The sequence below is a fragment of the Micromonospora sp. NPDC048170 genome (genome assembly GCF_040652795.1).
GTDB lineage: Bacteria > Actinomycetota > Actinomycetes > Mycobacteriales > Micromonosporaceae > Micromonospora.
Genome location: NZ_JBEZMR010000012.1, coordinates 58709 through 71545, shown reverse-complemented (window position 1 = coordinate 71545; position 12837 = coordinate 58709). Strand labels below are relative to the sequence as shown.

The 12837-nt window shown below is 69.9% G+C and carries 12 protein-coding genes; 9 read left to right on the top strand and 3 right to left on the bottom strand.

The annotated features are described in order from the left end of the window. The first annotated feature begins 101 nt into the window (after positions 1 to 101). From AB0D32_RS17650 to polA, 8 genes are all read left to right on the top strand, one after another. A complete protein-coding gene (locus tag AB0D32_RS17650) occupies positions 102 to 1052 on the top strand; it encodes a branched-chain amino acid ABC transporter permease (RefSeq protein ID WP_357090858.1) in 951 nt (316 codons plus the stop codon). Then, positions 1049 to 2158, top strand: a complete 1110-nt coding sequence (locus AB0D32_RS17645; RefSeq protein ID WP_121400628.1) for a branched-chain amino acid ABC transporter permease — start codon at positions 1049 to 1051, stop codon at positions 2156 to 2158. Before AB0D32_RS17650 ends, AB0D32_RS17645 begins: the two co-directional genes overlap by 4 nt. Positions 2159 to 2204: 46 nt before the next feature. Beyond that, complete coding sequence (locus tag AB0D32_RS17640; protein ID WP_357091070.1) at positions 2205 to 2996, top strand: ABC transporter ATP-binding protein; 792 nt, start codon at positions 2205 to 2207, stop codon at positions 2994 to 2996. Next, positions 2986 to 3696, top strand: coding sequence for an ABC transporter ATP-binding protein (locus AB0D32_RS17635; RefSeq protein WP_357090856.1), 711 nt, complete (start codon positions 2986 to 2988; stop codon positions 3694 to 3696). The genes AB0D32_RS17640 and AB0D32_RS17635 overlap by 11 nt, the downstream gene beginning before the upstream one ends. Before the next feature lie 32 nt (positions 3697 to 3728). Further along, the gene (locus AB0D32_RS17630; RefSeq protein WP_357090854.1) at positions 3729 to 4640 is read left to right on the top strand and encodes an ABC transporter substrate-binding protein; all 912 of its coding nucleotides are present in this window, start codon (positions 3729 to 3731) and stop codon (positions 4638 to 4640) included. 2 nt (positions 4641 to 4642) lie between these two features. Further along, positions 4643 to 5623, top strand: a complete 981-nt coding sequence (locus tag AB0D32_RS17625) for an amino acid ABC transporter permease (RefSeq protein WP_357090852.1) — start codon at positions 4643 to 4645, stop codon at positions 5621 to 5623. Beyond that, the gene (locus AB0D32_RS17620; RefSeq protein WP_357090849.1) at positions 5620 to 6429 is read left to right on the top strand and encodes an amino acid ABC transporter ATP-binding protein; all 810 of its coding nucleotides are present in this window, start codon (positions 5620 to 5622) and stop codon (positions 6427 to 6429) included. The genes AB0D32_RS17625 and AB0D32_RS17620 overlap by 4 nt, the downstream gene beginning before the upstream one ends. Before the next feature lie 121 nt (positions 6430 to 6550). Then, positions 6551 to 9250, top strand: a complete 2700-nt coding sequence (gene polA, locus AB0D32_RS17615; protein WP_357090846.1) for a DNA polymerase I — start codon at positions 6551 to 6553, stop codon at positions 9248 to 9250. A gap of 155 nt (positions 9251 to 9405) precedes the next feature. On the opposite strand, the gene AB0D32_RS17610 is transcribed toward polA, so the two are convergent. The 3 genes from AB0D32_RS17610 to AB0D32_RS17600 all read right to left on the bottom strand — a co-directional run bounded on the left by AB0D32_RS17610 (position 9406) and on the right by AB0D32_RS17600 (position 10837). Next, a complete protein-coding gene (locus AB0D32_RS17610; RefSeq protein WP_357090844.1) occupies positions 9406 to 9747 on the bottom strand; it encodes a DUF3140 domain-containing protein in 342 nt (113 codons plus the stop codon). Continuing rightward, on the bottom strand, positions 9734 to 9955 hold the full coding sequence (locus AB0D32_RS17605) for a DUF2945 domain-containing protein (protein ID WP_357090842.1): 222 nt from the start codon (positions 9953 to 9955) through the stop codon (positions 9734 to 9736). The genes AB0D32_RS17610 and AB0D32_RS17605 overlap by 14 nt, the downstream gene beginning before the upstream one ends. 75 nt (positions 9956 to 10030) lie before the next feature. Then, entirely contained in the window at positions 10031 to 10837 is an 807-nt protein-coding gene (locus AB0D32_RS17600) for a class I SAM-dependent methyltransferase (protein WP_357090840.1), read from the bottom strand. 297 nt (positions 10838 to 11134) lie between these two features. Here AB0D32_RS17600 and rpsA point away from each other — a divergent pair, with 297 nt between their 5' ends. Then, positions 11135 to 12730 (top strand): 30S ribosomal protein S1, encoded by a 1596-nt coding sequence (gene rpsA, locus AB0D32_RS17595; protein ID WP_357090838.1) that lies wholly within the window; start codon positions 11135 to 11137, stop codon positions 12728 to 12730. The last annotated feature ends 107 nt before the right edge of the window (positions 12731 to 12837 follow it).

Here is a 12837-nt window from a genome sequence, read left to right as displayed (position 1 = left end):
TGCTTTGTCACTTTTTTTGTGTTGTGGGGGGGGGGGGGGCGGGGCCCCCCCCCCCCCCCCCACCCCATTTTTCTCTCCAGACCCCGATGGAGCGTCCCTCCTTGAACTTCGACGGACTGTTCTCCAACTTCGGAGAACTCACCACGACCGGCCTGACGCAGGGTGCGATCTATGCCCTGGTCGCGCTGGGTTACACGCTGGTCTACGGCGTGCTGAGACTCATCAACTTCGCCCACTCCGAGGTCTTCATCGCCGGCGCGTTCGCGGCGATCTGGACCTGGAACGGATTCGGCCTCAACCAGGACTCGCAGGTCAGTGGGCTCGGCTCGATCATGTTCTACCTGCTCGTGGCGATGATCGTCGCGGCGATCGCGTCGGCGGGCACCGCGACGGTGATCGAGCGGGTGGCGTACCGGCCGCTGCGTAGGCGCAACGCGCCGCCGCTGGCCTTCCTGATCACCGCCATCGGCGCGTCGATCGCCATCTCCGAGGCGTTCGGCGTCTGGACCCGCCGCCGCCCGGAGGGCGCCCCGCAGTTGGTCAGCCCCAAGCCGCTGTTCGAGATCGCCGGCGTGCCGATCGACGCCATCCAGCTGCTGACCATCGGCGCCGCGCTGGTGATGATGATCGGGCTGGACATGTTCATCAACCGCAGCCGGGTCGGTCGCGGCATCCGGGCGGTGGCCCAGGACGCCAACACCGCCGCGCTGATGGGCGTGAACAAGGACCGGATCATCCTGATCGTCTTCATCGCCGGCGGCAGCATGGCCGGCGTCGCCGGCCTGCTCTACGACGTGCGGATCCAGACCCTCACCTACAGCGTCGGCTTCCTGCTCGGCCTCAAGGCGTTCACCGCCGCGGTGCTCGGCGGCATCGGCAACCTGCGCGGCGCGCTCGTCGGCGGCCTGTTGCTGGGCCTGATCGAGAACTACGCCTCCGGCCTGTTCGGCAGCCAGTGGAAGGACTTCGCCGCCTTCGCGCTGCTGGTGGTGCTGCTGATGTTCCGGCCGACCGGTCTGCTGGGTGAGTCGCTGGGGAGGGCACGGGCATGACGACCGTCTTGGAGAAGGTGCGCTCCGGCCGCGAGGCGGCCGGGGAACGGTGGCGCGGCGCGCCGCGCTGGGTGCGCTGGGCGCTGCTGGCAGCGGTGATCGTGTTCTTCTACGCCCTGCCGAACAAGGAGTTCTACCAGTACCTCGGGCCGATCCCAACCCCCGGTGCGAACTTCACCCAGGTGATGTTCACCGTCTCGATCTACGTGCTGCTGGCCGTCGGGCTGAACATCGTGGTCGGCTTCGCCGGTCTGCTCGACCTCGGCTACTTCGGCTTCTTCGCCGTCGGCGCGTACACCGTGGCGGTGTTGACCTCGCCGAGCAGCGACATCAAGACGCTGTGGCCGTGGCTGCTGGCGGTGCCGGTGGCGATCGCCCTGACGATGGTCTCCGGCGTGATGCTCGGTACGCCGACCCTGCGGCTGCGGGGCGACTACCTGGCGCTGGTGACGCTCGGCTTCGCCGAGATGATCCGGATCGGCGCGGTCAGCTCGGAGTTCCTCAAGGGCCAGCGGGGCTTCAACCAGATCCCGCACCCGCCGGGCCAGTACGCCGACGGCAAGCCGTTCTTCGGCGTGCTCGATGCCCGGCCGTACTACTGGCTGGTGCTCACGGTGATCATCCTGGTGGTGATCGGGGTGCGGAACCTGACCCACAGCCGGGTCGGCCGGGCCTGGATCTCCATCCGGGAGGACGAGGACGCCGCGCAGCTCATGGGCGTGCCGACGTTCAAGTTCAAGCTCTGGGCGTTCGCCGCGGGCGCCGCGATCGCCGGCCTGGCCGGCGCGCTGTTCGCGGGCAAGCAGAACTTCGTCAACTCGCAGAACTTCGAGCTGCTGAACTCGATCATCATCCTGGCCGCGGTCATCTTCGGTGGCTCCGGCAACATCGTCGGCGCGATCGTCGGCGGTGGTCTGGTGGCGTACATGATCGAGCGCTTCCGTGGCATCGAGCTGCTCGGTGTCGAGCTGTACGAGTACCGGTTCCTGTTCTTCGGCCTGGTGCTGGTGGTCATGATGATCTTCCGGCCGGAGGGTCTGATCCCCAACCGACGACGTGCGGCGGAGTTCAAGGATCGCCGCAAGGAGGTGACCGTCGGTGAGTGACACCGAACAGACGCCGGCCGTTCCGGCGCAGGCCGGCTCGCCGGCCGTGGAGGCGGTGCCCACCCGGGAACCGCTGCTGGAGGTCGACAAGGTCACGCTGCGCTTCGGCGGCGTGGTCGCGCTGAACGAGGTGGACTTCACCCTCTACAAGGGGGAGATCCTCGGTCTGATCGGCCCGAACGGCGCCGGCAAGACCACCTGCTTCAACGCCATGACCGGCATCTACCAGCCCACCGAGGGGCAGATCCGGTTCCGCGGCCAGAAGATCAGCGGCAAGAAGCGGCACCACATCACCAAGATGGGCATGGCGCGGACGTTCCAGAACATCCGCCTCTTCCCCGAGATGACCGCGCTGGAGAACGTCCTGGTGGGCGCGGACGCGCACAACAAGACGAGCGTCATCTCCGCGCTGTTCCGCCTGCCGAGGTACTGGAAGGAGGAGCGCGAGAGCCGGGAGAAGGCCGAGCGTCTGCTGGAGTTCGTCGGCATCCGCAAGCGGCTGCACGAGTTCGCCCGCAACCTCTCCTACGGTGAGCAGCGGCGGCTGGAGATCGCCCGTGCGCTGGCCACCGACCCGGCGCTGCTCTGCCTGGACGAGCCGGCCGCCGGCTTCAACCCGGCCGAGAAGGAGGAACTGCTCCAGCTCATCCGGCAGATCCGGGACACCGGCGTGACCGTGCTGCTCATCGAGCACGACATGCGCCTGGTCATGGGGGTCACAGACCGGATCGTGGTGCTCGAGTTCGGAAAGAAGATCGCCGAGGGGCTCCCCGCCGAGGTGCGGGACAACCCGAAGGTGATCGCGGCGTACCTGGGGGTGCCGGACGATGCTGCTTGAGATCGACGATGTGAGCCTGCTGTACGGGCGGATCCAGGCGCTGCACGGCATCAGCCTGACGGTGGACGAGGGCGAGATCGTCGCCCTGATCGGCGCCAACGGCGCCGGCAAGTCGACCACGATGCGGGCGATCTCCGGCATCCGGCCGGTCGCCAGCGGCAGCATCCGGTTCAACGGCGAGGACATCACCAAGCTCCGGGCGGACCTGCGGGTCCGGCGTGGGCTGTGCCAGGCCCCCGAGGGCCGCGGGATCTTCCCGGGCATGACGGTGCTGGACAACCTGGACATGGGCGCGTACACGCGGCGTGACCGGGCCGGCATCGCCCAGGACCTCGACCGGGTGCTGAACCTCTTCCCGCGCCTGGCCGAGCGGCGCAAGCAGGCCGGCGGCACCCTCTCCGGCGGTGAGCAGCAGATGCTGGCCGTCGGGCGGGCGCTGATGAGCCGGCCGAAGCTGCTGCTGCTCGACGAGCCCTCGATGGGGCTGGCGCCGATGCTGATCCAGCAGATCTTCGACATCATCACCGAGATCAACGAACAGGGCACCACCATCCTGCTGGTCGAACAGAACGCCCAGCAGGCGCTGGCCCGGGCCCACCGCGCGTACGTGCTGGAGACCGGCCGGATCGTCAAGAGCGGCACCGGTGCGGAACTATTGCACGACCCGGCGGTCAAAGAGGCCTACCTCGGCGTGGCCTGACCGGCCGTCACCCCTCATCGCAAGGAGTACCCATGTTCCACATCCGTGGTGGCCGCCGGGCCGCCCTCGGCGTCACCGGCGCCGCGCTGCTGGCCCTCTCGCTGGTCGGCTGCGGCGAGAAGGAGAGCACCGAGCAGCCCGGCGCCGGCCCCAGCGTCACCGCCGCCGCCGACTCGGCGCTGGCCGGTAAGGTGCCCGACGCCATCAAGGCCGACGGCGTGATCAAGGTCGGCACCGACTCGACGTACGCCCCGGCGGAGTTCCTCGACGCCGACGGCAAGACCGTCATCGGCTTCGACATCGAGCTGTTCAACGCCGTCGCGCAGAAGCTCGGTCTGAAGGCCGAGTACGAGTCGGCGCCGTTCGACGCGATCCTGCCCGGCGTCGACTCCGGCAAGTACGAGGTCGGCGTCTCCTCGTTCACCATCAACGCCGACCGGATGAAGACCGTCAACATGGTCAGCTACTACTCGGCCGGCACCCAGTGGGCGACCAAGGCCGGCAACCCGGCCAAGGTCGACACCGAGAACGCCTGCGGCAAGAAGATCGCCGTGCAGGTCGGCACCGTGCAGCTCGACGACATCACCGCCCGGTCGAAGAAGTGCACCGACGCCGGCAAGCCGGCGATCACCATCGACCAGTACCAGGCGCAGAGCGACGCCACCGCCGCCGTGGTCAGCGGCAAGGACGACGCCATGCTGGCCGACTCCCCGGTGGGCGCGTACGCGGTGAAGCAGAGCAACGGCCAGTTGGAGCTGCTCGGCGACATCTACGAGTCGGCCCCGTACGGCTACGCGGTGAAGAAGGACCAGGCCGCGTTCGCCGAGGTGCTGAAGGAGGCTGTCGCGGCGGTCATCGCCGACGGCTCGTACGAGGGCGCGCTGAAGAAGTGGGGCGTCGAGGGCGGCGCCATCACGACTCCGGCGCTGAACCCGACCAACTGACCATGTCGGTCGAGACAGACACACCCGAGCGGGCACGGCCGGAACCCATCCAGGCCGTGCCCGTGCGGCATCCCGGGCGGTGGGTCGCCGTCGCCGTGATCGGGGTGCTGGTGGCCATGTTCGTGCACCTGCTGGTGACGAACAAGGCGTTCAACTGGCCGTTCATGATCGACGAGATGTTCCGCCCGCCGATCATCGAGGGCGTACGCGGAAGCATCGCGCTGCTGCTGACCGCCATGCTGATCGGCATCGTGCTGGGCGTCGTCATCGCCATCATGCGGCTGTCGGAGAACCCGATCCTGCGCGGCGTCGCCTGGGCGTACACCTGGTTCTTCCGGGCGGTGCCCCGGCTGGTGCTGGCGATCCTCTTCGGCAACCTGGGCATCCTCTGGGCGCGCATCGAGTTCGGGCTGCCCTTCGACCGGCAGATCGGCGCCCTGTTCGGGGTCGACGACTTCGAGGCGCGGCTGTTCGGCTTCTCGGCGGTGGACATCCTCACCGGGTTCGTCGCCGGCATGCTGGCGCTGGGCCTCTCCGAGGCCGCCTACATGGCGGAGATCGTCCGGGCCGGCATCCAGTCGGTCGACGAGGGGCAGACGGAGGCCGCCCAGGCGCTCGGCCTGAAGCGCGGGCAGATCCTGCGCCGCATCGTGCTGCCGCAGGCCATGCGGGTGATCGTCCCGCCGACCGGCAACGAGACCATCGCGATGCTCAAGGACACCTCGCTGGTGGCCTTCGTGCCAGTCTCGATGGAGCTGTTCTTCCAGCTCAGGGCTGTGGGTAGCCGGACCTTCCAGGTCTTCCCGATGCTGGTCGCGGCGACCATCTGGTATCTGCTGCTGACCAGCGTGCTGCTGGTCGGGCAGTACTACCTGGAGCGGCACTTCTCCAAGGGCGTCGGGCGCAGCGTACGGGCGAAGACCAAGCTGCGGGGGATCGCCGCGGAGAGCGGCGGCACGACCGGGAAGGTGGACGGCGCATGACCGAGCTGACGGTGCCGGCCCAGGCCGGTGCGCCCGCGACGGAGTCCGGCGTGATGGTCCGGGCCGAGCAGGTACACAAGTCGTTCGGGCCGATCGAGGTGCTCAAGGGCATCGACCTGGAGGTCCGCAGCGGCGAGGTGTGCTGCCTGCTGGGTCCCTCGGGCTCCGGCAAGTCGACGTTCCTGCGCTGCATCAACCACCTGGAGAAGATCAACGCCGGTAGGATCTGGGTGGACGGCGACCTGATCGGCTACCGCGAGCGCGGCGGGAAGCTGCACGAGCTGCGGGAGCGGGAGGTGGCCGCCCAGCGCCGCGCGATCGGCATGGTGTTCCAGCGGTTCAACCTCTTCCCGCACATGACCGCCCTGCAGAACGTTGCCGAGGCGCCGGTGCTGGTGGGCCGCGAGAAGAAGGCCGCCGCCCGGGACCGGGCCGCCGCCCTGCTGGAGCGGGTGGGGCTGGGCGACAAGCTCGGCAACTACCCGGGCCAGCTCTCCGGCGGCCAGCAGCAGCGGGTGGCGATCGCCCGGGCACTGGCGATGCAGCCGAAGCTGATGCTCTTCGACGAGCCGACCAGCGCGCTCGACCCGGAACTGGTCGGCGAGGTGCTCGACGTGATGAAGGACCTGGCCCGCGACGGCATGACGATGATCGTGGTCACCCACGAGATCGGCTTCGCCCGCGAGGTCGGCGACTCGCTGGTCTTCATGGACGGCGGCGTCGTGGTCGAGTCCGGCGTGCCCCGCGAGGTGATCGCCAACCCCCGGCACGACCGGACGAAGGCGTTCCTGGCCAAGGTGCTCTGAGTCGGCACGCCGGCGCAGCCCGCCTCCGGGCCGCGCCGGCGTGCCGTGCCGGTGACGTCCGTCGCGGTCACGCCCGTGCCGGTGCCCGGGAGTGTCGGAGCGGGCGACTAGAGTCGCTCGCGTGACAGCTACGACGCCGCGCCTGCTCCTCGTCGACGGACACTCCCTGGCATACCGGGCCTTCTTCGCCCTCCCGGTGGAAAACTTCTCCACCACGACAGGGCAGCCGACCAACGCGGTCTACGGCTTCACGTCCATGCTGATCAACGTGCTGCGCGACGAGCAGCCCACGCACATCGTGGTCACCTTCGACGTCTCCCGCCGTTCCTTCCGCACCGAGCAGTACGCGGAGTACAAGGCCGGCCGCAGCGAGACCCCGACCGACTTCAAGGGCCAGGTGAGCCTGGTCAAGGAGGTCCTCGCGGCGCTGCGCATCCCGGTGGTGGAGAAGGAGGGCTACGAGGCCGACGACATCATCGCCACTCTCGCCTGCCAGGCCCGCGACCAGGGCATGTCGGTGCTGATCAGCACCGGCGACCGGGACGCGTTCCAGCTCGTCGGCGACCAGATCACCGTGCTCTACCCGCGCAAGGGCGTCTCCGACCTGGCCCGGATGGATCCGGCGGCGATCGAGACGAAGTACGGCGTCGCGCCGGACCGATACCGCGACCTGGCCGCCCTGGTCGGCGAGACCAGCGACAACCTGCCCGGCGTCCCGGGTGTCGGCCCGAAGACCGCCGCGAAGTGGATCAACTTGTACGGCGGGGTCGACGGGGTCATCGCGCGGGCCGACGAGATCAAGGGCAAGGCCGGCGACAGCCTGCGCGAGCGGCTCGCCGACGTGATCCGCAACTACGAGATCAACCGCCTCGTCTCCGACCTGGAGCTGCCGCTGCGTCCCGAGGACGCGCGCTGGGAGGGGTGGGACCGCGAGGCAGTCCACCAGGTCTTCGACACCCTCGAGTTCCGCATCCTGCGCGACCGGCTCTACCAGTACCTGGAGGCGGTGGAGCCGGAGGCCGAGTCCGGGTTCGACCTGACCGGCGAGGTGCTCACCGCGCCCGGCTCGCTCGCCGGGTGGCTGGAGACGCACGCGCCGGCCGGCACCCCAGTGGGCGTGGCGGCGAAGCTCGACACGGGCCCCAACCGCCGGCACACCGCCTCGGTGACCGGGATGGCGCTGGCCACCGCCGGCGGCGCGGCGGCCTGGTTCGACCCCGCCACGCTCGACCCGACCGACGAGGCGGCCCTCGCGGCGTGGCTGGCCGACGCCGGGCGGCCCAAGGTGCTGCACGACAGCAAGCCGGCGGTGCTGGCGTTCGCCGCGCACGGCTGGAGCCTGGAGGGCATCCTCCGCGACACGCAGATCGCCGCCTACCTGGCCCGCCCCGACCAGCGGTCCTACGACCTGACCGACCTGGCCCTGCGCTACCTGCACCGCGAGCTGCGGGTCGACGCCCCGGAGACCGGCCAGCTCACCCTCGACGGGCTCGGCAACGACGGCGAGGCGGAGCAGAACCTCATGCTCCAGGCCCGCGCCACCCTCGACCTGGCCGACGCGATCGACGCCGAGCTGTCCCGCGACGGCGAGCAGTCGGCGCGGCTGATGGCCGGCGTGGAGCTGCCGCTGATGCGGGTGCTCGCCGGCATGGAACGCACCGGCATCGCCGCCGACACGCACTACCTCTCCGAGTTGGAGGCGCACTTCGCCGCCGAGGTGAAGGCCGCCGCCCAGGGGGCGTACGCGGCGGTCGGGCGGGAGTTCAACCTCGGCTCGCCGAAGCAGTTGCAGGAGATCCTCTTCGGCGAGTTGGGCCTGCCCAAGACCAAGAAGATCAAGACCGGCTACACCACCGACGCCGACGCCCTCCAGTGGCTGCACGCGCAGAACCCGCACCCGGTGCTGGCCCACCTGCTGCGCCACCGGGACGTCGCCAAGCTCAAGACGACCGTCGACGGATTGCTCAAGTCGGTCTCCGACGACGGCCGCATCCACACCACGTTCAACCAGACGGTGGCGGCCACCGGCCGGCTCTCCTCGACCGAGCCCAACCTCCAGAACATCCCGATCCGCACCGAGGAGGGGCGCCGGATCCGCCGCGCCTTCGTGGTGGGGGAGGGCTACGAGTGCCTGCTCACCGCCGACTACAGCCAGATCGAGATGCGGATCATGGCGCACCTGTCGTCGGACGACGCCCTGATCGAGGCGTTCAACTCCGGCGCCGACTTCCACGCCGTCACCGCCTCGTCGGTCTTCGGCGTGCCGGTCGACGAGGTCACCGCCGACCAGCGGCGCAAGATCAAGGCGATGAACTACGGCCTGGCGTACGGGCTCAGCGCCTTCGGCCTCTCCCAGCAGCTCGGGATCACCGCCGAGGAGGCGCGCGGGCTGATGGAGGACTACTTCGCCGGGTTCGGCGGAGTACGCGACTACCTCCAGGAGGTCGTCGCCCGGGCCCGGCACAACGGCTACACCTCGACCATCCTGGGCCGCCGCCGCTACCTGCCCGACCTGGTCAGCGACAACCGGCAGCGCCGCGAGATGGCCGAGCGGATGGCGCTCAACGCCCCCATCCAGGGCTCGGCGGCCGACATCATCAAGGTCGCCATGCTGCACGTCGACACCGCGCTGCGCGAGGCGGGCCTGCGTTCACGGATGCTGCTCCAGGTGCACGACGAACTGGTCTTCGAGGTCGCCCCGGGCGAGCGGGAGACGCTGGAGGCGCTGGTGCGGCGGGAGATGGGCGCGGCGCACCCGCTGGCGGTGCCGCTGGAGGTCTCCGTCGGCGAGGGGCGGGACTGGAACAGCGCCGACCACTGAGTCTTCTTGGTGGGTTCCGGGGCAGCCCGACCGCTCCGGGCGGTCAGGCTTGATCCCTGCGCGGGTCGGGCTGCCCCGGAACCCCGTCGTGGGCGTGGTGGTCGGCGCTGCTGCGGGGAGTGATCTGGGGCTGGTCGGTGCGTTTTCGGTTCGGGTCACTTGAGGGGGTCGTGGCCCCAGTTCATCAGGGACCAGCGCCACTTCGTGTCGCGGACGTCGCCGGAGGGGCGCTGGGCCAGGTGCCGCCGGACGTACCCGACGACCTTGCGCATGTGCCGGTAGTCGGCCTCGGAGAGCTGGTCGCGCCTGCGGCGCAGCAGGCCGATGATCCTGCGGCCGGACTCGTGGCCCACCGACTCGCCGCCCTTGGTGCCCTTGCGCCAGCCGACCCGTTTCGACTCGTCGGTCTCCAGCCACGTCGACAACTCAGCCGGCTTCATGTTCACCGCCCCGGTGAACTCCCGGTAGGTGTCCCGGCCCTCGTCACTCCTGCTCATGGCGCAGCACCTCCGGTCGGTGCGCGACGTCCCGGCCCGAGTCGTCGTTCCGGATCCGGTACTGCGGGTGGTCCGGCGACGCGTTCACGGCGTGCCCGCGTACGTGCGTCCGGTCGATCAGCTTCTCCTTGACCACGCCGTACGCCCGGCCGCTGTGGCTGGCCCAGGAGACGTGGTCACCCTTGCGGAACTCGCTCTGCTCGGCCATGCGACGCGGTTACCCGGCGTCGATGCCCCGAAACGACGGAGGCGTGCTCCCGGGTCGGTGCCGCGCACCGTGCGGTCAGCCGGCGGGCTTCTCCGCGACGAAGATGGCGGTGCCGGGGAAGAGGCGGCCACGCAGCGGGCTCCACTGCCCCCAGATCCCCTCGTGCCCCTCGGGCCACTCCGGCTCCACGAGGTCGACCAGGCGGAAGCCGGCGCCCACGAGCTCCCGGACCCGGTCGCCGAGGGTGCGGTGCTGCTCGACGTAGGTGGCCTCGCCGGCCTCGTCCTGCTCGACGTAGGGGGAGCGGTCGAAGTACGAGTGCACGGCGGTCAGCCCGCCCTCGCCGGGATCGTCGAGGAAGATCCACCGCATCGGGTGGGTCACCGAGAACACCCACCGGCCGCCGGGACGCAGCACCCGGAACACCTCGCGCATGACCGCCGCCGAGTCGGCCACGAACGGGACCGCCCCGAACGCCGTGCAGGCCGTGTCGAACGCGGCGTCGGCGAACGGCAGCGCCAGCGCGTCGGCCTGCACCAGCGGCACGCGTACGCCGGTGCGGTCGGCCGCCAGCGCGGCGTGCCGCAGCATTCCGGCGGACAGGTCCAGGGCTACCGGCCGGGCACCGCGGGTGGCCAGCCACCGCGCGGCGGCCGCGGCACCGCAGCCGAGCTCCAGCACCCGCCGCCCGGCCAGTTCGCCCAGCAGCCGTACGTCGGCCTCCCGCAGGCCCTCCGGGCACCAGACGAAGTCCAGGTCGCCGAGGAAGCGGCCGTGCTCTGCCTGGTAGTCGTCGGCGTCGGCGTCCCACCAGCGGCGGTTGGCCCGGCGGGCCTCGGCGTTGCCGACCCGGCGCCGGGTCACCCGGCTGTCGTCATCCACCCGCTCACGCTAGGCCCCCTTCGCGCGGGCGGCCGGCCGGCCCCCGGAGTGCGTCGCACGGCGTCCGGCGCTACCGTTCACGCTGGTGCCCGTGTGACAGAGGCGACACCTGCGATGCCTTCCTGCCGATATCTCCGCTTTCGCAGCTGACGAGGCGGCGAGAGGACGGGAGGGCTTGCACGCTGTGGTAATGCAGCGGGTAGGCTAGACGATGCGCTCGCGGATCGTGTGCCTCGGCAGGGAGCAGGTGCGCGGTCTCCGGGACCACTGGCGGAGCCACATCCATGATCTCACGCGATGATCTCTCAGTGTGCCCGGCGACGGATCTGCTGGCGCGAACAGGTCACCGCGACACACCAGCCTGCTGTGACACACCATCCGACCGGAGCAACCGCCCACATGACGAGCAGCATCGAGGCCCCCTCGAGCGCCACCCGGGTCACCCACGACGATCTCGGTTCCGAGGAGGCTTTCCTCGCCGCGATCGACGAGACCATCAAGTACTTCAACGACGGCGACATTGTCGAAGGCACCGTCGTCAAGGTCGATCGGGACGAGGTCCTGCTCGACATCGGCTACAAGACCGAGGGTGTCATCCCCTCTCGGGAGTTGTCGATCAAGCACGACGTGGACCCGGCCGAGGTCGTTTCGGTTGGTGACCACATCGAGGCCCTGGTCCTCCAGAAGGAGGACAAGGAGGGGCGTCTGATCCTCTCCAAGAAGCGGGCGCAGTACGAGCGGGCCTGGGGCACCATCGAGAAGATCAAGGACGAGGACGGCGTCGTTCGCGGCTCGGTCATCGAGGTGGTCAAGGGTGGCCTCATCCTCGACATCGGGCTGCGCGGCTTCCTGCCCGCGTCCCTGGTCGAGATGCGTCGGGTGCGCGACCTGCAGCCGTACGTCGGCCGCGAGCTCGAAGCCAAGATCATCGAGCTGGACAAGAACCGCAACAACGTGGTCCTGTCCCGCCGGGCCTGGCTGGAGCAGACGCAGTCCGAGGTGCGCACCGAGTTCCTCAACAAGCTGCAGAAGGGCCAGGTCCGCAAGGGCGTCGTGTCCTCGATCGTCAACTTCGGGGCGTTCGTCGACCTGGGCGGCGTGGACGGCCTGGTGCACGTCTCCGAGCTGTCCTGGAAGCACATCGACCACCCGTCCGAGGTCGTCGAGGTGGGCCAGGAGGTCGAGGTCGAGGTCCTGGACGTCGACCTGGACCGCGAGCGGGTCTCGCTGTCGCTGAAGGCGACCCAGGAGGACCCGTGGCGTCAGTTCGCCCGCACCCACGCGATCCAGCAGATCGTGCCGGGTAAGGTCACCAAGCTGGTGCCGTTCGGCGCCTTCGTCCGGGTGGACGACGGCATCGAGGGCCTGGTCCACATCTCCGAGCTGGCCGAGCGCCACGTGGAGATCCCGGAGCAGGTCGTCCAGGTCGGCTCCGAGGTCATGGTCAAGGTCATCGACATCGACCTGGAGCGCCGCCGGATCTCGCTGTCGCTCAAGCAGGCCAACGAGGGCTTCGTCGAGGGCGAGGAGCACTTCGACCCGACCCTCTACGGCATGGCCGCGACGTACGACGCCGAGGGCAACTACATCTACCCGGAGGGCTTCGACCCGGAGACGGGCGAGTGGCTCGAGGGGTACGACAAGCAGCGCGAGACCTGGGAGAACCAGTACGCCGAGGCTCGTACCCGCTGGGAGGCCCACACCAAGCAGGTGCAGACCTCCCGGGCGGCCGACGCCGAGGCTGCTGCCAACCCGGCTCCGGCCGTCACCGGTGGTGGCACCACCACCTCGACGAGCGCGGCCCCGAGCCGCCAGGCCGAGGAGCCGGCCGGCACCCTGGCCACCGACGAGGCGCTCGCCGCTCTGCGGGAGAAGCTCGCCGGCGGCAAGTGACCCGCTGAACGACGACGGGCCCCGTCCCCGCGATCGCGAGATCGCCGGGGGCGGGGCCCGTCGCCTTTCCTCACCGGCTCGCGCCGGAGCGTGGCGGCGACCTCGGC